18 protein-coding genes, 2 tRNA genes and 1 pseudogene are annotated in these 18,803 nt (G+C 66.3%); 1 reads left to right on the plus strand and 20 read right to left on the minus strand.

Annotation, left to right across the window (positions count from 1 at the left end; all coding sequences use genetic code 11):
* Positions 1 to 5: 5 nt before the first annotated feature.
* The 16 genes and pseudogenes from MQH10_RS19710 to MQH10_RS19785 all read right to left on the minus strand — a co-directional run bounded on the left by MQH10_RS19710 (position 6) and on the right by MQH10_RS19785 (position 13,612).
* Positions 6 to 1,493, minus strand: a complete 1,488-nt coding sequence (locus MQH10_RS19710) for an NADH-quinone oxidoreductase subunit M (RefSeq protein WP_242565695.1) — start codon at positions 1,491 to 1,493, stop codon at positions 6 to 8.
* Between the two features lie 12 nt (positions 1,494 to 1,505).
* The gene (locus MQH10_RS19715; RefSeq protein WP_242565696.1) at positions 1,506 to 2,270 is read right to left on the minus strand and encodes a proton-conducting transporter membrane subunit; all 765 of its coding nucleotides are present in this window, start codon (positions 2,268 to 2,270) and stop codon (positions 1,506 to 1,508) included.
* Positions 2,210 to 3,574 carry an NADH-quinone oxidoreductase subunit L gene (gene nuoL / locus MQH10_RS19720; protein WP_242565697.1) on the minus strand — a complete coding sequence of 455 codons (1,365 nt, stop codon included), beginning with the start codon at positions 3,572 to 3,574 and terminating at the stop codon, positions 2,210 to 2,212. Before nuoL ends, MQH10_RS19715 begins: the two co-directional genes overlap by 61 nt.
* A gap of 9 nt (positions 3,575 to 3,583) precedes the next feature.
* Entirely contained in the window at positions 3,584 to 3,892 is a 309-nt protein-coding gene (gene nuoK / locus MQH10_RS19725; RefSeq protein WP_242565698.1) for an NADH-quinone oxidoreductase subunit NuoK, read from the minus strand.
* Positions 3,889 to 4,506, minus strand: coding sequence for an NADH-quinone oxidoreductase subunit J (locus tag MQH10_RS19730; protein WP_242565699.1), 618 nt, complete (start codon positions 4,504 to 4,506; stop codon positions 3,889 to 3,891). The genes nuoK and MQH10_RS19730 overlap by 4 nt, the downstream gene beginning before the upstream one ends.
* Positions 4,507 to 4,601: 95 nt before the next feature.
* Positions 4,602 to 5,093: an NADH-quinone oxidoreductase subunit NuoI gene (gene nuoI, locus MQH10_RS19735; RefSeq protein ID WP_242565700.1), complete on the minus strand. Its 492-nt coding sequence runs from the start codon at positions 5,091 to 5,093 to the stop codon at positions 4,602 to 4,604.
* A gap of 4 nt (positions 5,094 to 5,097) precedes the next feature.
* Positions 5,098 to 5,301 carry a hypothetical protein gene (locus tag MQH10_RS19740; protein WP_242565701.1) on the minus strand — a complete coding sequence of 68 codons (204 nt, stop codon included), beginning with the start codon at positions 5,299 to 5,301 and terminating at the stop codon, positions 5,098 to 5,100.
* On the minus strand, positions 5,298 to 6,371 hold the full coding sequence (gene nuoH, locus MQH10_RS19745; RefSeq protein WP_242565702.1) for an NADH-quinone oxidoreductase subunit NuoH: 1,074 nt from the start codon (positions 6,369 to 6,371) through the stop codon (positions 5,298 to 5,300). Before nuoH ends, MQH10_RS19740 begins: the two co-directional genes overlap by 4 nt.
* A gap of 2 nt (positions 6,372 to 6,373) precedes the next feature.
* Complete coding sequence (nuoG, locus tag MQH10_RS19750) at positions 6,374 to 8,410, minus strand: NADH-quinone oxidoreductase subunit NuoG (protein ID WP_242565703.1); 2,037 nt, start codon at positions 8,408 to 8,410, stop codon at positions 6,374 to 6,376.
* A pseudogene (gene nuoF, locus MQH10_RS19755) lies at positions 8,359 to 9,728 on the minus strand (NADH-quinone oxidoreductase subunit NuoF). Before nuoF ends, nuoG begins: the two are co-directional and overlap by 52 nt.
* A gap of 68 nt (positions 9,729 to 9,796) precedes the next feature.
* Positions 9,797 to 10,480 (minus strand): NADH-quinone oxidoreductase subunit NuoE, encoded by a 684-nt coding sequence (gene nuoE / locus MQH10_RS19760; RefSeq protein WP_242565704.1) that lies wholly within the window; start codon positions 10,478 to 10,480, stop codon positions 9,797 to 9,799.
* 7 nt (positions 10,481 to 10,487) lie between these two features.
* Positions 10,488 to 10,823 carry a nuclear transport factor 2 family protein gene (locus MQH10_RS19765; RefSeq protein ID WP_242565705.1) on the minus strand — a complete coding sequence of 112 codons (336 nt, stop codon included), beginning with the start codon at positions 10,821 to 10,823 and terminating at the stop codon, positions 10,488 to 10,490.
* Positions 10,820 to 12,064: an NADH-quinone oxidoreductase subunit D gene (locus tag MQH10_RS19770; RefSeq protein ID WP_242565706.1), complete on the minus strand. Its 1,245-nt coding sequence runs from the start codon at positions 12,062 to 12,064 to the stop codon at positions 10,820 to 10,822. The genes MQH10_RS19765 and MQH10_RS19770 overlap by 4 nt, the downstream gene beginning before the upstream one ends.
* Positions 12,064 to 12,687 carry an NADH-quinone oxidoreductase subunit C gene (locus tag MQH10_RS19775; protein WP_242565707.1) on the minus strand — a complete coding sequence of 208 codons (624 nt, stop codon included), beginning with the start codon at positions 12,685 to 12,687 and terminating at the stop codon, positions 12,064 to 12,066. The genes MQH10_RS19770 and MQH10_RS19775 overlap by 1 nt, the downstream gene beginning before the upstream one ends.
* A complete protein-coding gene (locus tag MQH10_RS19780; RefSeq protein WP_242565708.1) occupies positions 12,684 to 13,265 on the minus strand; it encodes a NuoB/complex I 20 kDa subunit family protein in 582 nt (193 codons plus the stop codon). The genes MQH10_RS19775 and MQH10_RS19780 overlap by 4 nt, the downstream gene beginning before the upstream one ends.
* Positions 13,235 to 13,612 carry an NADH-quinone oxidoreductase subunit A gene (locus MQH10_RS19785; protein ID WP_242565709.1) on the minus strand — a complete coding sequence of 126 codons (378 nt, stop codon included), beginning with the start codon at positions 13,610 to 13,612 and terminating at the stop codon, positions 13,235 to 13,237. The genes MQH10_RS19780 and MQH10_RS19785 overlap by 31 nt, the downstream gene beginning before the upstream one ends.
* A 235-nt stretch (positions 13,613 to 13,847) precedes the next feature.
* Between MQH10_RS19785 and MQH10_RS19790 the strand changes: the two genes are divergently transcribed.
* Positions 13,848 to 13,924 (plus strand) — tRNA-Asp (locus tag MQH10_RS19790).
* 270 nt (positions 13,925 to 14,194) lie between these two features.
* Here the strand turns inward: MQH10_RS19790 and MQH10_RS19795 are convergent.
* The 4 genes from MQH10_RS19795 to MQH10_RS19810 all read right to left on the minus strand — a co-directional run bounded on the left by MQH10_RS19795 (position 14,195) and on the right by MQH10_RS19810 (position 18,760).
* Positions 14,195 to 16,126, minus strand: a complete 1,932-nt coding sequence (locus MQH10_RS19795; RefSeq protein ID WP_242565710.1) for a flavin-containing monooxygenase — start codon at positions 16,124 to 16,126, stop codon at positions 14,195 to 14,197.
* 228 nt (positions 16,127 to 16,354) lie between these two features.
* A complete protein-coding gene (locus MQH10_RS19800) occupies positions 16,355 to 17,614 on the minus strand; it encodes a cytochrome P450 (protein ID WP_242565711.1) in 1,260 nt (419 codons plus the stop codon).
* A gap of 91 nt (positions 17,615 to 17,705) precedes the next feature.
* Positions 17,706 to 18,626: an aldo/keto reductase gene (locus tag MQH10_RS19805; RefSeq protein WP_242565712.1), complete on the minus strand. Its 921-nt coding sequence runs from the start codon at positions 18,624 to 18,626 to the stop codon at positions 17,706 to 17,708.
* Between the two features lie 57 nt (positions 18,627 to 18,683).
* Positions 18,684 to 18,760 (minus strand) — tRNA-Val (locus MQH10_RS19810).
* Positions 18,761 to 18,803 lie beyond the last annotated feature (43 nt).

Consider the following 18,803-nt stretch of genomic DNA (forward strand, 5'->3'; position numbering starts at 1 on the left):
GTCCCCTAGGCGCCGATCGCCGCGCGGTAAACCGCGACGAGGCTGTCGACCGAAGCCTGGGTCAGGTCGAAGATCGCGCCCGGATGGACGCCCAGATAGAGGGTGGAGAGGATCAGGGGCGTGAAGATCGCCACTTCCCGCCAATCCAGGTCGGTGATCGCGGCCAGGGCCGGATTGGTCATCTCGCCGAACACCACGCGCCGATAGAGCGACAGGGCATAGACCGCCGAGAAGATCACGCCCGAGGCGGCGACCAGGGCCGTCCAGGTCGAGGCCTTGTAGGCGCCGGTCATGGTCAGGATCTCGCCGACGAAGCCAGAGGTGCCCGGCAGGCCGACATTGCCCATGGTGAAGAGCATGAACACCGCTGCGTACCAGGGCATGCGGTTCACCAGGCCGCCATAGAAGGCGATCTCGCGGGTATGCATGCGGTCATAGACCACGCCGACGCAGAGGAAGAGCGCGCCGGAGATCACCCCGTGGCTCAGCATCTGGAAGATCGCCCCCTGCACGCCGACGGCGTTGCCGGAGAAGATGCCCATGGTCACGAAGCCCATGTGGGCGACGGAGGAATAGGCGATCAGCTTCTTGATGTCGGTCTGACGGAAGGCGACCAGCGAGGTGTAGACGATGGCGATCACGCTGAGCGCGAAGACCAGCGGCGCAAACATCTCGGACGCCTGCGGGAACATCGGCAGGGAGAAGCGCAGGAAGCCGTATCCGCCCATCTTCAAGAGGATCCCGGCCAGGATGACCGAACCGGCGGTCGGCGCCTCGACGTGGGCGTCAGGCAGCCAGGTGTGGACCGGCCACATCGGCATCTTCACCGCGAAGGAGGCGAAGAAGGCCAGCCACAGCCAGGTCTGGATCCAGGGCGCGAACTTGTAGTGCATCAGCTCGGGGATCGAGCTGGTGTGCGAAATCCCGATCATGGCCAGGATGGCGGCCAGCATCAGGACCGAGCCCAGCAGGGTGTAGAGGAAGAACTTGAAGGCCGCATAGACCCGGCGCTTCCCGCCCCAGATGCCGATGATCAGGAACATCGGCACCAGGCCGAATTCGAAGAAGGCGTAGAACAGGACCAGGTCCAGCGCGCAGAACACGCCGATCACCAGGGTCTCGAGGATCAGGAAGGCGATCAGATATTCGAGGACCCGTGTCTCGATCGATTTCCACGAGGCCACGATGCAGAAGGGCATCAGGAACGCGGTCAAGAGCACGAACAGGATCGAGATCCCGTCCACGCCCATGCGGTAGTGCAGGCCCGCGAACCAGTTGGCGTCTTCCACGAACTGGAAGCCCGCGTTGGACGGCACGAACTGGACCGTCAGCAGGGTCGACAGCGCCAGCGTGGCGAGCGTCGTGAACAGCGCGATCCACTTGGCCGCGTTGACCGTCTTGGCGTCGTCGGGCTTGCCCGCCAGGCGCAGGAGCAGGATCGCCGCCACGCCGAGGAGCGGCGAGAAGGTGGTGAGGGAGAGAATGCCGGTCATCGGGTCGCTCCCTTAAGCCTGCCAGGCCACGAGGGCGAAGGTCAGAAGACCCGCAACCCCGAGCAGCATGACGAACGCGTAGTGATAGAGGAGACCGGTCTGCAGCAGGCCGGTCCGCTTGCCGACGGCGGCGGAGACGGCGGCGACGCCGTCCGGGCCAAGGCCGTCGATGATCTTCTGGTCGCCGACCTTCCAGAACACATCGCCCAGGAAGCGGGTCAGGCGCACGAAGGTCGCCTCATACAGCTCGTCGAAGAACCACTTGTTGTAGAGGAAGGTCCAGAGCACGCCCTTGTTGGCGGCGATCCGCGCGCCCATGCCTTCCTTGATGATGTAGACATAGAAGGCGCCGGCGAGGCCCAGCATCGACACCACCAGCGGCGCCCACATCAGCCATTCCGGCGAATGGTGGGCGTGCTCCAGCACGTGGTTGGTCGAGGCGTTGAAGATCGCGCCCTTCCAGAACTCCGTCCGCTCGTCGCCGACGAACTTCTCGACGAAGACGAAACCGGCGAAGACCGCGCCGATCGCCAGCACGATGAGCGGAACCAGCATGACCAGCGGGCTCTCGTGCGGGGTGTGCGCATGACCGTGGCCATGGTCGTCATGGGCGTGATCGTCGCCATGGGCGTGATCGCCGTGCGCATGGGCGTCGGCATGGGCGCCGTGGGCGTCATGCGCGTCGTCATGGCCCCACTTGGCGTGGCCGTGGAAGGTCATGAAGGCCAGGCGCCAGGAATAGAAGGCGGTGAGGCCGGCGGCGAAGATGCCGACCACGAAGGCGAAATAGGCGACGCCGCCATGTTCGCGCCGGCCGCGAAGGCCGCCTCGATGATGGTGTCCTTGGAGTAGAAGCCGGCGAAGCCGAGTTCCACCCCGGGAATGCCGAAGCCGGTGATGGCCAGGGTGCCGATGGTCATGACCGCATAGGTCACCGGCAGATACTTCCACAGGCCGCCCATCTTCCGCATGTCCTGCTCGTGGTGCATGCCGTGGATCACCGAGCCCGCGCCCAGGAACAGCAGCGCCTTGAAGAAGGCGTGGGTGAAGAGGTGGAACATGGCCGCCTGATAGGCGCCCACGCCGGCGGCGAAGAACATGTAGCCGAGCTGCGAACAGGTCGAATAGGCGATGACCCGCTTGATGTCGTTCTGAGCCAGGCCGACGGTCGCCGCGAACAGGGCGGTGACCGCGCCGATCAGGGTGACGATCTGCTTGGCTACGGGTGCGTACTCGAACATCGGCGAGAGCAGGCAGACCATATAGACGCCGGCGGTCACCATGGTGGCCGCGTGGATCAGGGCCGAGACCGGGGTCGGGCCCTCCATGGCGTCCGGCAACCAGGTGTGCAGGAAGAACTGGGCCGACTTGCCCATGGCGCCGACGAACAGCAGCGCGCAGGCGAGGTCCACGGCCGGCCAGACGTGGCCCGCGAACAGCCAGCCCTTGCCGGCCATGCCTGCGATCTGCGGGAACAGCGGGGCGAACTGGATGGTGTGAAACTGCCAGAAGACCGTCATGATCCCCAGCGCGAAGCCGAAGTCGCCGACCCGGTTGACCACGAAGGCCTTGATCGAGGCGGCGTTGGCGCTGGGCTTATGGAACCAGAAGCCGATCAGCAGGTAGGAGGCGAGGCCCACCCCTTCCCAGCCGAAGAACAGCTGCATGAAGTCGGCGGCGGTCACCAGGGCCAGCATGGCGAAGGTGAACAGCGACAGATAGGCGAAGAACCGGGGCTTGGACGGGTCTTCCGCCATGTAGCCCCAGCTGTAGAGGTGGACGAGCGCCGAGACCGTGGTCACCACGATCAGCATGGTGGCCGAGAGCGCGTCGATCCGGATGACCAGTTCGAGATGAAGTCGCCCACATGGATGAAGGGGGCGAGCGTCAGGGTGAAGGGCTCGAGCACCCCAGGTCCACTGGCTGAACACCACCCACGAGAGGGCGCAGGACAGCATCAGGAGGCCGGTGGTGATCGCTTGAGAGACCGTATCGCCGAGCCGGCGGCCGAACAGGCCGGCGACCGCCGCGCCCAGCAGGGGCCCGAAGACGATGACGGGGACGAGTGACTGCGCGTTCATGGGTTCCCGTCAGCCCTTCATCATCGAGGCGTCGTCCACGGCGATGTCGCCGCGGTTACGGAAGAAGGTCACGAGGATCGCCAGGCCGACGGCGGCCTCGGCCGCGGCGACGGTCAGGACGAACATGGCGAAGATCTGCCCGACCACGTCGTGGAGGAAGGACGAGAAGGCCACGAGGTTGATGTTCACGGCGAGCAGGATCAGCTCGATCGACATCAGGATGACGATGATGTTCTTGCGGTTCACGAAGATCCCGAACACCCCGATGGTGAACAGGATCGCGGCGACCGCGAGATAGTGGGCGAGCCCGATGCTCATTCCGAAATCCCCTCGCCCGGCTTGATCTGGACAATACGCATGCCGGTCTTGGGCCCGCGCGCGACCTGGTCGGCGATGACCTGGCGGCGAACCCCCGGCTTGTGGCGGAGCGTCAGCACGATGGCGCCGATCATGGCCACCAGCAGCACCAGGCCCGCCGCCTGGAAGAAGTAGATGTAGTCGGTGTAGAGCACCCGGCCGATGCTCTCGACATTGCTGAACCCGGCCGTCGCGGCCTGGGGCGCGTCATTGGCCTTGGCCGCGCCGTGAGTGGCCACCGCGCTCGACACCAGGATCATCTCGAAGGCCAGGAAGCCGCCGATAATCGCCCCCAGCGGCGCATACTGGGCGAAGCCCTGTCGCAAGGCCGCGAAGTCGACGTCGAGCATCATGACGACGAAGAGGAAGAGCACCGCCACCGCGCCGACATAGACGACGACGAGCAGCATCGCCAAAAACTCTGCGCCCAGCAGGACGAACAGCCCCGCGGCGGAGAAGAAGGCCAGGATCAGGAACAGCACCGAGTGCACCGGGTTGCGGGATGACACCACGCATAGCCCGGCCACGACGGTGACCGTCGCCAGCAGATAGAAAGCGATCGCCTGCAAGGCCATGACGGCTCTTCTCAGCCCCTCTTCTCGCGCCGAGCCGGCCCCTTAGGGTCCGGCGATGCGACGCTGTTCAGCACCCTAGGAATCGCGCGCCGGTCTTACCGGTAGGCCGCGTCGAGTTCCAGATTCTTCGCGATTTCCCGCTCCCAACGGTCCCCGTTATCGAGCAGGCGTTCCTTGTCGTAATAGAGCTCTTCCCGCGTCTCGACGGCGAACTCGGTGTTCGGCCCCTCGACGATGGCGTCCACCGGGCAGGCCTCCTGGCACAGGCCGCAATAGATGCACTTGACCATGTCGATGTCGTAGCGGGTCGTCCGGCGGCTGCCGTCCTCCCGCGGTTCGGCCTCGATGGTGATGGCCTGGGCCGGGCAGATGGCTTCGCAGAGCTTGCAGGCGATGCAGCGCTCTTCCCCGTTGGGATAGCGGCGCAGGGCATGCTCGCCCCGGAAGCGCGGCGACTGCGGGCCGCGCTCATAGGGATAGAGCACGGTCGCCTTGGGGCGGACCATGTACTTCATCGCCAGGCCGAACGCGCCGACGAAGTCCGCCAGGGCGGCGCCTTTGATCGCTTGATTGATGCGCGACATCATCGGCTCAGGTCCTCTTGCACTCATAGGCGGCCATCCGCGTGGGATCGCCTTCCGTCTTCAGCACCAGCTTTTCGCCCTTGGCCTCGCAGTCGGACCGCGCGGCCTTGAGGGCGTCATAGGTCGCCACCCCGCCCAGGGACTCGCCGCCGGGCGCGCTGGCGCACGCCGCGAGGGCCAGGACCGAGGAGATGGCGAGGATCGTTCTCATGCGTGTCCGCCGAACACGCGCCAAGCGGCGACCAGCACCACGGCGATCCCGGAGGTCGGCAGGAACACCTTCCAGCCCAGGCGCATCAGCTGGTCGTAGCGATAGCGGGGCACGATGGCCTTCACCATGGCGATCAGGAAGAAGAAGAAGCAGATCTTCAGCGAGAACCACATCAGGCCGTAGAAGCTCTGGGCGGTCGGGCTCCAGCTGTGGACGAAGGCGAAATCGACCGGCGCCTGCCAGCCGCCGAAAAACAGCAGCGAGATCAGGGCGCACATCAGGACGATGTTCACCAGCTCGCCGATCATGAACAGCAGGAAAGGCGAGGAGGAATATTCCACCTGATAGCCGGCCACGAGTTCGGACTCGGCTTCCGGCAGGTCGAAGGGCGGGCGGTTGGTTTCGGCGAGCGCCGAGATGAAGAACACGACGCTCATGCCGATCATGACCGGGGCGATCCAGATGTTCTTCAGCCCGCCGCCGAAGACGTTCCAGTTCCAGAAGCCGCCGGCCTGCTTTTCCACGATGGTCTGCAGGTTCATCGAGCCGGCCAGCAGGATCACGGTGATGATCACGAAGCCGATCGAGACTTCATAGGAGACCATCTGGGCCGCTGACCGCAGCGAACCGAGGAAGGGATACTTCGAGTTCGAAGCCCAGCCGCCCATGATGATGCCGTAGACGCCGAGCGACGAGATGGCGAACAGGTAGAGCACGCCGACATTGATGTTCCCCACGACCCAGCCGGGCGCGAAGGGGATCACCGCCCAGCCCACCAGGGCGAGCGCAAAGGTCAGCAGGGGCGCCAGCAGGAAGACGAACTTGTCGGCGCCGTCGGGAATAACGATTTCCTTCAGTACGAACTTCATCAGGTCGGCGAAGGACTGCAGCAGGCCGAAGGGGCCGACCACATTGGGGCCTTTGCGCATCTGCACGCCCGCCCAGATCTTCCGGTCGGCGAGCATGAAGAAGGCCAGAGCCACCAGCAGCGGCAGGATCACCAGCATGATCTGGCCGACCGTGATCAGCGTCCAGCCGCCGGGGGTGGCCCAGAAGGAGGTGGCAGCCATGTCTACTCCGCCGCGATCTTGGCGGCGCCCGAAGCCTGGGCGGCGCACTCGGCCATCGTCACGCTGGCGCGGGCGATGGGGTTGGTCAGGTGGAAGGCCTTGATCGGGCTTTCGAAGGCCTGGTCGGAGACCGCGCCCTCCCCGCCCACGGCGGAAAGATCGAAGTCGACCGGGCCGGCCACATAGTCGATCTGGCCGAAGGTCGGATGATCGGCGAACAGCTTGGCCCGCAGCTGGGCCAGGGTGTCATAGGGCAAGGTCTTGCCGAGCTTGTCGGACAGGGCCCGCAGGATCGACCAGTCCTCACGGCCCTCGCCCTTCGGGAACACCGCGCGCTGGCCCAGCTGGACCCGGCCCTCGGTGTTCACATAGAGGCCGTCCTTCTCGGTATAGGCCGCGCCCGGCAGGATGACGTCGGCGCGGTGCGCGCCAGCGTCCCCGTGGGTGCCCAGATAGACCGTGAAGGCGTCGGAGCCGGTGAGACCGATCTCGTCGGCGCCCAGCAGGAAGAGAACGTCCAGCGCGCCCGGCTTGACCATCTCGGCCGCCGTCTTGCCGCCCTCACCCGGAATGAACCCGAGATCCAGGCCGCCGACCCGGGCCGCAGCGCTGTGCAGCACGTTCCAGGTCATCTTGTAGGTCTTGGCGACCGCAGCGGCCGCCTTGGCCACCGCCGCGCCGTCGGCGCGGGCCAGAGCGCCGGAGCCCAGGATGATCGCCGGAGCCTTGGCGTCCTTCAGGGCCTTGAGGAAGTCGCCCTTGGACTTGGAAAGCCCCGTCAGGCTGGCCGGACCGGCGCCCAGATATTCGTAGCCATAGGTCAGGTCCGGCTGTTCGCCGATCACGCCGACCTTCAGGGCGCCCGCCATCCAGCGCTTGCGCAGGCGGGCGTTGAGCACCGGGGCCTCGAGGCGCGGATTGGTTCCGACCAGCAGGATCACGTCGGCGTTTTCGATGCCGGCGATGGTCGAATTGAACAGCCAGCTTTCGCGGGGACCGGCGCCGAGCGCCATGCCGTCCTGGCGGCAGTCGAGATTGGTCACGCCCAGCGACCCGAACAGGTCCTTGGCGGCCTTCATGGATTCGACGTCCTGCTGATCGCCGGCGATGACGCCGATGCGGTCGGCGGGGGCGGCCTTCAGCTTGTCGGCGACGAGCGAGAGCGCCTCGGCCCAGGTGGCGGGACGCAGCTTGCCGTTCTCACGGACGTAGGGGCGATCCAGACGCTGGCGGGAGAGACCGTCGACCGCATAGCGGGTCTTGTCGCTGATCCACTCCTCGTTGATCTCCTCGTTCAGCCGGGGCAGCACGCGGAGCACCGCGGGACCGCGGCTGTCGACGCGGATCGCCGAGCCCAGCGCGTCCATGACATCGACGCTCTCGGTCTTCTTCAGCTCCCAGGGGCGGGCGTTGAAGGCGTAGGGCTTCGAGGTGAGCGCGCCGACCGGGCACAGGTCGATCACATTGGCCGACAGCTCGGAGGCGACCGCCTTGCCGAGATAGGTCGTGATTTCAACGTCTTCGCCGCGGGAGATGAGACCGATGTCCGGCACGCCGGCCACTTCGGTGATGAAGCGGACGCAGCGCGTGCACTGGATGCAGCGGGTCATGACCGTCTTGATCAACGGCCCCATCGACTTCTCTTCGACCGCGCGCTTGTTGTCGGCGTAGCGGCTGTCGTCGCGGCCATAGCCCATGGCCTGGTCCTGCAGATCGCACTCGCCGCCCTGGTCGCAGATCGGGCAATCCAGCGGGTGGTTGATGAGCAGGAACTCCATCACCCCTTCGCGGGCCTTCTTCACCATCGGCGTGTTGGTGAAGATCTCCTGGTTGTCGGCGGCCGGCAGGGCGCACGAAGCCTGGGGCTTCGGCGGACCGGGCTTCACCTCGACCAGGCACATGCGGCAGTTGCCGGCGATGGACAGGCGCTCGTGGTAGCAGAAGCGCGGGATCTCTTCCCCGGCCAGTTCCGCCACCTGCAGAACCGTCATGCCGGGTTCGAACTCGACCTCGACGCCATTGACCTTGGCTTTGGGCATCTCTTACTCCGCCGCCTGAAGGGTGCGCCCTGAACGAAGGGTTTGCCGGCGCGATAGTTGGTGATCCGCTCTTCGACTTCGTGGCGGAAGTGGCGGAACAGGCCCTGGATCGGCCAGGCCGCCGCGTCGCCGAGGCCGCAGATGGTGTGGCCTTCGACCTGGCTGGCCACGTCGAGCAGCATGTCGATCTCGCGCATCTCGGCCTCGCCGGTCGCCATGCGCTCCATGACCCGCCACATCCAGCCGGTGCCTTCGCGGCACGGCGTGCACTGGCCGCAGCTCTCATGCTTGTAGAAGTAGGAGAGCCGGGCGACCGCCTTCACGATGTCGGTGGACTGGTCCATGACGATGACCGCGGCGGTGCCGAGGCCGGACTTCAGCGCCGAGAGGCTGTCGAAGTCCATCAGGGCCGTCTCGGCCTCATGGGCCGGGATCATGCGGACGGACGAACCGCCGGGGATCACCGCCTTGAGGTTGCCCCAGCCGCCGCGAATGCCGCCGCAATGGTCTTCCAAGAGCTGCTTCAGCGGGATCGACATCGCCTCTTCGACGACGCAGGGCTTCATCACATGGCCCGAGATGGCCATCAGCTTGGTGCCAGTGTTGTTCGGCCGGCCGAAGCCCGCGAACCACTCCGCGCCCCGGCGCAGGATCGTGCCGACCACGGAGATCGACTCGACGTTGTTGATGGTGGTCGGGCAGCCATAGATGCCGGCGCGGCCGGGAACGGGGGCTTCAGGCGCGGCTGGCCCTTCTTGCCTTCCAGGCTTTCCATCAGGGCGGTTTCGTCGCCGCAGATATAGGCCCCGCCGCCATGGGTGACGTGCAGGTCGAAGTCCCAGCCGTGGACATTGCCCTTGCCGATCAGCTTGGCCGCATAGGCCTGCTTGATCGCCGCCTCCAGGCGCTCGCGCTCGAAGACGTATTCGCCGCGGATATAGACATAGGCCGTGTGCGCCCGGATCGCGTAGGCGGCGATCAGGCAGCCTTCGATCAACAGGTGCGGGTCATTGCGCAGGATCTCGCGGTCCTTGCAGGTGCCCGGCTCGGATTCGTCGGCGTTGACCACCAGATAGTGGGGCCGCTCGCTCTCCTGCTTGGGCATGAAGGTCCACTTCAGGCCGGTGGAGAAGCCGGCGCCGCCGCGGCCGCGCAGGCCCGAATTCTTGATCTGGTCGCAGAGCCATTCCGGCGTCTGCTGCAGCATCTCGCGGGTCGCGTTCCAGCACCCACGCGCCTTCGCGCCCTCCAGGCCCCAGTCATGGAGGCCATAGACGTTCGTGAAGATGCGGTCCTTGTCTTCCAGGATTCCGACCACGATCCCCTACTCTCCCCTGTTCGCGCGGGCGGACCCGGCGATGGACATGTCTTGCGCGGAATAGATCATTACGCGGCGGGCTCCTTGGCGGCCTTGCCCTTGGGCGGCGCGTTGGGGAGCGACTTGATCGGCTTGGCGGCGGAGCCGTCGTAGAGCTTGGGATCGGTCAGCACCAGCGGGCCGCCCTCGGGGGCCGCGCCCTGGCGCTTGATCGCCGATCCCGGCGCAGGCGACTTGCCGGCCGCGAAGTCGTCGAGGATCGCCTCGAAGCTCTCGGCGGTCAGGTCCTCGTAATAATAGTCATTGATCGCGGCCATGGGCGCGTTCGAGCAGGCGCCCAGGCACTCGACTTCCTGCCAGTAGAACTGGCCGTCAGCCGACAGGTGGTCGCGGTTGCCGAACTTCCGCTGGCAGACGCTGATCAGGTCGCCGGCGCCGCGCAGCATGCAGGGCGTGGTGCCGCAGACCTGCACGAGCGCCTTGGAGCCGACCGGCTCCAGCATGAACATCGTATAGAAGGTGGCGACCTCATAGACCCGGATCACCGGCATGCCGAGCTTTTCGGCCACGACCCGCAGGGCGGGCTCGGACACCCAGCCCTGCTGCTTCTGGACCAGCCAGAGCAGCGGCAGCACCGCCGATTGCTGGCGGCCCGCCGGGAACTTGGCGATCCACCACTGGGCCAGGGCTTCCTGCTCCGGCGTGAAGGCGAAGCTGTCGGGCTGGTTCGGGGAGAGGCGACGAACGCTCAAGAGGGCCTCACTTCACGAAGTCGACGCGGGCGATCTTGCCGTCCGCGATGGTGTAGATGGGCGCGACCTCGAAGCTGTCGCCGCCGGGGGCGCGCGAGACCTTCTCGTGGTCGATGACGTTGGCGCCGACGACGATGCGGTTCACCAGGGTGGCGGTGTTCTGCGGGAACTCGGCGAACAGCTTGGCGTGGCGCTCGCGGATCGAGGCGAGGCCCGTATTGGTGATCTCGCCATTATAACCGGCCAGCACCGCGTCGTCCGCATAGCAGGCGCAGAAGGCGTCGAGGTCCTGGGCGTTATAGGCCGCGAGCTGGGCCGCGACGATCTCGGCGGGGCCGCTCAACGGTCGACCTCCCCGAACACGATGTCCAGCGAGCCCAGGATCGCGGAGACGTCGGCCAGCATGTGGCCGCGGTTCATCCAGTCCATGGCCGACAGGTGCGGGAAGCCCGGGGCGCGCAGCTTCACGCGGTAGGGCTTGTTGGTGCCGTTGGAGACCAGGAACACCCCGAACTCGCCCTTGGGCGCTTCCACGGCCGCATAGACCTCGCCTTCCGGCGTGTGGAAGCCCTCGGTGTAGAGCTTGAAGTGGTGGATCAGGGCTTCCATGGACTTCTTCATCTCGCCGCGACGGGGCGGCGAGACCTTGTTGTCCTCGGTGAGCACGGGGCCGGGCGTCTTCTTCAGCTGGGCGATCGCCTGGCGGATGATCTTCACCGACTCCCGCATCTCCTGCATCCGGCAGAGATAGCGGTCGTAGCAGTCGCCGTTCAGGCCGAGCGGAATGTCGAACTCGAACTCGTCATAGCACTCATAGGGCTGCGAACGGCGCAGGTCCCAGGCGATGCCGGAGCCGCGCACCATCACGCCCGAGAAGCCCCAGGCCAGGGCCTGCTCCTTGGTCACCACGCCGATGTCGACGTTGCGCTGCTTGAAGATGCGGTTGCCGGTGATCAGCTTGTCGATGTCGTTGATCGGCCGCTCGAAGGCCTTGGCCCAGGCGTCGATGTCGTCGATCAGGCTTTCGGTCAGGTCCTGGTGGACGCCGCCGGGCCGGAAGAAGTTGGCGTGCAGGCGCGCACCGGACGCGCGCTCATAGAACACCATCAGCTTCTCACGCTCCTCAAAGCCCCAGAGCGGCGGGGTGAGCGCGCCGACGTCCATGGCCTGGGTCGTGACGTTGAGGAGGTGGTTCAGCACCCGGCCGATCTCGCAGAAGATCACCCGGATCAGGCTGCCGCGCTTGGGCACTTCCAGGCCCAGCAGCTTCTCGATGGCCAGGCAGAACGCATGTTCCTGGTTCATCGGCGCCACATAGTCGAGGCGGTCGAGATAGGGGATGTTCTGGAGGTAGGTCCGGTACTCCATCAGCTTCTCGGTGCCGCGATGCAGCAGGCCGATGTGCGGATCGACGCGTTCGACGATCTCGCCGTCCAGCTCCAGGACCAGGCGCAGAACGCCGTGGGCCGCCGGGTGCTGGGGACCGAAATTGATGTTGAACTTGCGGACCGGGGTTTCCGGGACGAGCGACGTCTCGACGACGGCTTCGGTCACGGACGGGATGGGGGTGGCGTCGTCAGCCATCACTTCGGTCCTCCGGCTTGCGGGGCCTTTTCGTCGCCGGGCAGAACATAGTCGGCCCCTTCCCAGGGCGACATGAAGTCCCAGTTGCGGTATTCGACGGACTTCACCGGCTCATAGACGACGCGCTTGAGCTCATCGTCGTAGCGCAGCTCGACATAGCCGGTCATAGGGAAGTCCTTGCGGAGCGGATGCCCGTGGAACCCATAATCGGTGAGGATGCGGCGCAGGTCCGGGTGGCCGGAGAAGAACACGCCGTACATGTCGAAGGTCTCGCGCTCGTACCAGTCGGCGCAGGGGAAGACCCCCGTGGCGGTGGGCACGGCGGTGTCCTCGTCGGTCTGGACCTTGAAGCGCAGGCGCGCGTTCCGGGTCATCGACAGCAGGTGATAGACCACGTCGAAGCGCAACGGACGGTCGGGATAGTCGACGCCGCTGAGGTCGATCAGCTGGTGAAAGCCGAACTTGTCGCGCAGCAGGGTCAGGGCCTCGACCGCCTTGTCGGCCGGGCCGGTCAAGGTCAGCTCGCCAAAGGCCACGGTGGCGTCGGTGAAGGCGCCCGCGCCGTCGGCCAGGATCTGTTGGCCGAGGGTTTCGAAGGTTTCGTCGGTGACCGGCCAGCTCATCGCTCGATGGTCCCCGTGCGACGGATCTTTTTCTGCAGCTGCAGCACGCCATAGACCAGGGCCTCGGCGGTGGGCGGGCAGCCGGGCACATAGATGTCGACCGGAACGATCCGGTCGCAGCCGCGCACGACGGAATAGCTGAAATAGTAGTAGCCGCCGCCGTTGGCGCAGGAGCCCATCGAGATGACGTAGCGGGGCTCGGGCATCTGGTCGTAGACCTTGCGCAGAGCCGGAGCCATCTTGTTGCACAGGGTGCCGGCCACGATCATCACGTCCGACTGGCGCGGTGACGCGCGGGGCGCGAAGCCGTAGCGCTCCAGGTCATAGCGCGGCATCGAGGCGTGCATCATCTCGACGGCGCAGCAGGCCAGGCCGAAGGTCATCCACATCAGCGAACCCGTGCGGGCCCAGGTGATGAGGTCATCCGCCGCGGCGGTGATGAAGCCCTTGTCGGCCAATTGCTGAGAGACCCCGTCGAAGAAGGGGTCGTGCAGCTTCGGATCATAGCCCTCGACGGTCGAGCGACCGGCGGAGCCCGCGGGAACGATCACTCCCATTCGAGCGCGCCCTTCTTCCATTCATAGATGAAGCCGACGGTCAGGACGCCCAGGAAGGTCATCATCGACCAGAACGAAAACTGCGCGACGGCGGTCGGCAGTTTCATGAGCGAGACCGCCCAGGGGAACAGGAACGCCACCTCGAGGTCGAAGATGATGAAGAGGATCGAGACCAGATAGAATCTGACGTCGAACTTCATCCGCGCATCGTCGAAGGCGTTGAAGCCGCACTCGTAGGACGAGAGCTTTTCCGGGTCCGGCGCGGTCGGGGCGAGCAGCGCCGAGGCCAGGATGAATACGACCCCCAGGACGCTCGAGATCCCCAGGAAGATCACGATCGGGAGGTACTGCAGGAGAAAGGCGTTCATGGAATCCTCGAAGGAGTCGCGGCCCTTCTAGACCAGCATTGCGCAGGGTTCAAACGGCGGTGTCACACTGTCGCGCCCTAAATGCGAAACCTCGTTATCGGACACCTCAGACCGGGTATGGCGGGGCCCCACGCACAAGAAACACGCCGTGATCGTCACTTCTCGCAACTCGGGCGTTGACACGATTCCGGTCGGGACATATCAGACGCCCCTCGCGGCGACGCGAAGCATAGATGCGGATGTAGCTCAGTTGGTTAGAGCGCCGGCCTGTCACGCCGGAGGTCGCGGGTTCGAGCCCCGTCATTCGCGCCACTTCTCCCTGAAAATCTGAAGTTTGGCGCCGCGAGCGATCGCGGGGACGCGCCTGCGCGGCTATTTGTTCACAAACATGCCGCCGCCGATCGGATCTTGCCCCTCTCCCCTTGCGGGAGAGGGTGGCCCCTCGAAGAGGGGTCGGGTGAGGGGTCGCTCAGAGTTTCGAGACAAGGCGCCGCCAAGCCTAAGCGGATATCGGAGCAAAACCCCTCATCCGTCGGCTTCGCCGCCACCTTCTCCCGCAAGGGGAGAAGGACGCTTGGCCCCCTACCCCACCGGCTCGGCCGCCCACTTCAGCGCGAAGTCCGCGGGGTCGGGCGCCAGGGTCGCGCGCCAGTAGTCGACCAGGGCGAAGGGCCAGTTCTGGCTGACCCGGCCGTTTTCGGTCTTGTACCAGCTGGTCACGTGGGGCGAGCCCCAGGCCATAAGCGCATTGCCGGCGTCGACCCGGGCGTTGAAGGCCTCGGTCACGTCGCGCTTGACCTCCAGCGCCGAGATCCCCCGCTCGGCCATCAGCCTCAGGCAGCCCACGATGTAGCGGACGCTGCATTCGGAGAAGAACACGATCGAGCCGTTGACCACGATGTTGGTGTTGGGCCCGTAGATCATGAACAGGTTCGGGAAGCCGGGCGTGGTCATGCCCAGATAGGCCTTGGGATCGCCCGCCCAGGTCTCGTGCAGGTCGGCCCCGCCCCGGCCCTTGATCTTCATCGGCCACAGGAACTTCGAGGCGTGGAAGCCGGTGCCGTAGATGATGACGTCGACCTCGTGGGCCTTGCCGTCGGCGGTGACGATTCCCGTGGGCGTGATCTCGGTGATGGCGTCGTCGATCAGCTGGGCGTTCGGGCGCTTCAGCGCCGCCAGCCAGACGCCGTTGTCCAAGAGGGCGCGCTTGCCGCCGAACGGGTATTTGGGAATCACCTTCTCGGCCAGGTCGGGGCGGTCCGCGACCTGGGCCTGGATGGCCATGGCCAGCATGTCCTTGAAGAGCGCGTTATCGAGGCTGACCGTATCCTTGGGCCCGTTCCACTTGGGATCGGCCCGCACCCCGGCCAGGAAGCCGTCGGTGGCCATCCAGAACAGGAAGAAGCGGTACCACTTGTCGTAATTGGGCAGGTGCTCCAGCAGCCAGTTCATCCCGGCCGGGACATCCTCGTGATAGTGCAGGGCCGGCAGGCTCCAGGGCGGGGTGCGCTGGAAGACGGTCAGGCTGGCGACCTGGTCGACGATCTCGGGCACGAACTGGAAGGCGCTGGCCCCCGTGCCGATCACCGCCACCCGCTTGCCGGTCAGGTCCACGTCGTGGCGCCACTGGGCGGAGTGGAAGGCCTCGCCCTTGAAGCTGTCGCGGCCCTTGATGTCGGGGAAGCGCGGGCGGTTGAGCTGGCCCACGGCGGTGATGACGGCGGTCGCCTCCACCGTCTCGACGCCGGTCGGGGTCTTGAGCGTCACCTTCCAGACCGACCGCGCCTCATCCCAGACCATCTCCTCGACGCTGGTCTGGAAGCGGATGTGTGTCTTCAGGTCGTAGCGGTCGGCGACGCCGCGGAAATAGTCGAGCAGCACCGGCTGGGTCGAGAAGTGCTGGGGCCAGAAGTGGTTCGGCTCGAAGGAATAGGAATACATGTGGTTGGAGCTGTCGACCCGGCACCCCGGATAGGTGTTCTCCAGCCAAGTGCCGCCGACGTCGGCGTTCTTCTCGACGATCTGGAAGGGCACGCCGGCCTGGCTGAGCCGGATGCCGGTCAAGAGGCCCGACATGCCCGCGCCCACCACCAGCACCTTCAGCTTGCGGGCGGCGGCCTGGCGGATCGGCGCCTCCCACTGCGGGTCCTTGGAGCTGGTCCCGGCGATGGCCAGTTCATCGGCCAGGAACTCGCCATAGCCCTCGGGGATCTCGGCGCCGGCCACGAAACTGATCATGCGTTCGATGGTGGCGGGGCTGGGGGCCGGGCCCATGGGCGCCTGGCCGGTCAGATAGGCGGTGATGGCGGCCTTGGCGGCGGCGCGCAGCTTGGCCTGCTCCGCCTCGGTCACGCCGATCTGGGTGCGGTCCAGGGGGTCGTAGGCGGGCGTCCATTCGGGCTTCAGCCAATGGGTCTCCCCGGTCAGGTGCACCAGGGCCGCGCAGAGCGCCGGCAGATGGGCGCTCTCCAGCGCAGCATCCAGCTGCGACAGGTCCAAAGACGTGTCCGTCATGTCGTTTCCGCCCTGATGTCTCGTTCTTATGAGGCGACCTTACGCCTCCCCGGAGGGAGAGGAAGGGCGCCGTGGGGTCACCCCTCTCCGCTCGTCCCGGCGAATGCCGGGATCCAGATGGAAGCGTGCAGAGGTGGGCTCCAGGGGCGCGGAAGACATCCAGCCCGCCACCCAGCTTTGGGATCTGGATCCCGGCATTCGCCGGGATGAGCGGATCGGGGGAGCCCCCTACTCCACGATCCTCACCGGCAGGGACTCATAGCCCTTCACGAAGCTGGAGCGGACCATCTTGGGCTCGCCGACGACCTCGATCTGGGTCCAGCGCTTGAGGATCTCCTCCCAGACGATGCGCAGCTGCAGCTCAGCCAGGCGGTTGCCGACGCAGCGGTGGATGCCGAAGCCGAAGGACAGATGCTGGCGGGGGCGCTCGCGGTCGATGATGAAGCGGTCCGGGGCCTCGATGACGCTGTCGTCTCGGTTGCCCGAGACGTACCACATGACCACCTTGTCGCCCTTCCGGATGGTCTGGCCGGCGAGCTCGTAGTCCTCGGTGGCCGTGCGGCGCATGTGGGCCAGCGGGGTCTGCCAGCGGATGATCTCCGAGACCATCGACGGCACGAGGTCATGGTTGGCTCGCAGCTTCTCGTACTGGTCGGGGTTCTGGTTCAGGGCCAGAAGGCCGCCGGAGATCGAGTTGCGGGTGGTGTCGTTGCCGCCGACGATCAAGAGGATGACGTTCCCCAGATATTCGTCCGGGGTCATGTTCCGGGTGGCCTCGCCATGGGCCAGCATGGAGATCAGGTCGCCGCGGGGCGGCTGATTGACCCGCTCGTTCCACAGCCTCGTGAACCAGGCCAGGCAGTCCATCAGCTCGGCCTGACGGGCCTCCTCCGTCTCCACCAGCCCGCCGGGGATGGGGATCGAGGTGGCGATGTCCGACCAGCGGGTCAGTCGGCGGCGCTCCTCGAAGGGGAAGTCGAACAGGGTCGCCAGCATCTGGGTGGTGAGCTCGATCGACACCCGGTCGACCCAGTCGAAGGTCTCGCCGATCGGCAGGGCGTCGAGGATCTTCGCCGCCCGCTCGCGGATGATCGGCTCCATCATGTGCAGATTGGTCGGCGAGACGATCGGGCTGACCGTCTTCCTCTGCACGTCATGCTTGGGCGGATCCATGGCGATGAAGCTGGGACGGCGCAGGTCCGGCCGGGCGTCGCGGATGGTGATGCCGCCGAGCGCGGCCTCGGACGAGAACACCTGGTGATTGGTGTCGACGGCCATGATGTCGTTGTAGCGGGTGACCGACCAATAGGGGCCGAACTCGCTGTCGCGGCACCAGTGGACCGGGGCCTCTTTGCGCAGGCGTTCGAAATAGGGCCAGTGGGTGTTGGTGCGAAACAGCTCCGGATCGCCCGGATGCATCTCTTCGAGCGGCATGGAATAGGCGCGCAGACGCGCCTCGTCGGCCAGCTTCATGGCGCCATCGGCCATAGGCCCGTCCTCCCAAATGCGCGGGCGTCGCTCGCCCATTCTCTGGTGGCGATCAAATCCCAAACCGCCGGGAGCGGCAATGGCGCCGAACTTAGTTTGGATGGGCGTCCTGGGCCGTGCGGATGGCATCGGCGAGGTCGGGCAGCAAGGCCAGCCCGGAGGCCGCGAGGTTGTCCGTCAGATGGCTCATGCGCGTGACGCCGACCACGGCGGCGGCGACATCCCGGTTGGCCAGCACATAGGCGAGCGCGGCCTGGGCCCCGGTCATGTCCGCGCGGCGATGCAGAAACCCGAAGCGCGCGCCGGCGGCGATCTCGGCGCGATGGTTCTTGAGCGCGCGTGCCGCATACCAGAGGTCGCGCAGGGACCGGATCTTCAGCACCTGGCCGCCCGTGTGGCCCATGGCCAGAGGCATGCCGGCCAGGACCCCCTTCCCCGCGGCCGCAGCCCGGGCGATCAGCGGCCCGCGCTCGGGGCGCAGCACATTATAGTCGATCATCACGACGTCGATCTGGGGCTGGTCGATTGCACGGTCGATGACGGCGGGGTCGAAGCTGGTGACCCCGATCGCGGTGACCAGACCCTGGCGCTTGAGGTCGGCGAGCGGCTCCAGGAGCTCAGGGACCAGTTCGGCGGCCGAGGGGCCGTGCAGCTGCAGCACCTGGATCTTGGAGAGCCCCAGGCGCTCCAGACTTCGCGAAACGCTGACCCTTATGGCCTGAGGCGACATGTCGCGGACGATCCGGCCGTTCTCGAACCGGGTTCCAGCCTTGGTGGAGATCACCAGGCCCGAAACGTCCCGCCCTTTGAGCACGCGGCCGAGTCGCGGCTCGGCCTCGCCGCCCGAATAGCCGGGGGCGGTGTCGAACAGGGTGACCCCGCCGGCGAGCGCCGCCTCGACCAGGGCCTGGGCGTCGCGCTCGGAAAACGCCCGTTGCCCCCACCAGCTGGCGCAGCCGAATCCGATCTCCGAGACAGAGAGACCGGTGCGGCCGAGGGGGCGGTAGAGCATGGGCGCTCGTCGGATTGGGCGGGACCTGTCCTGCGAAGCGCGCAGCGCGAAGCAGGATGGTGGGCGGCGAGGGGTTCGAACCCCCGACCCCCTGGGTGTAAACCAGGTGCTCTGACCAGCTGAGCTAGCCGCCCGTGGGCCCCGTCTTAGCGGGGCGTCGGCCAAACGAAAAGGGCG

This window comes from Phenylobacterium aquaticum (assembly GCF_022695515.1).
GTDB classification, from domain to species: domain Bacteria; phylum Pseudomonadota; class Alphaproteobacteria; order Caulobacterales; family Caulobacteraceae; genus Phenylobacterium; species Phenylobacterium aquaticum.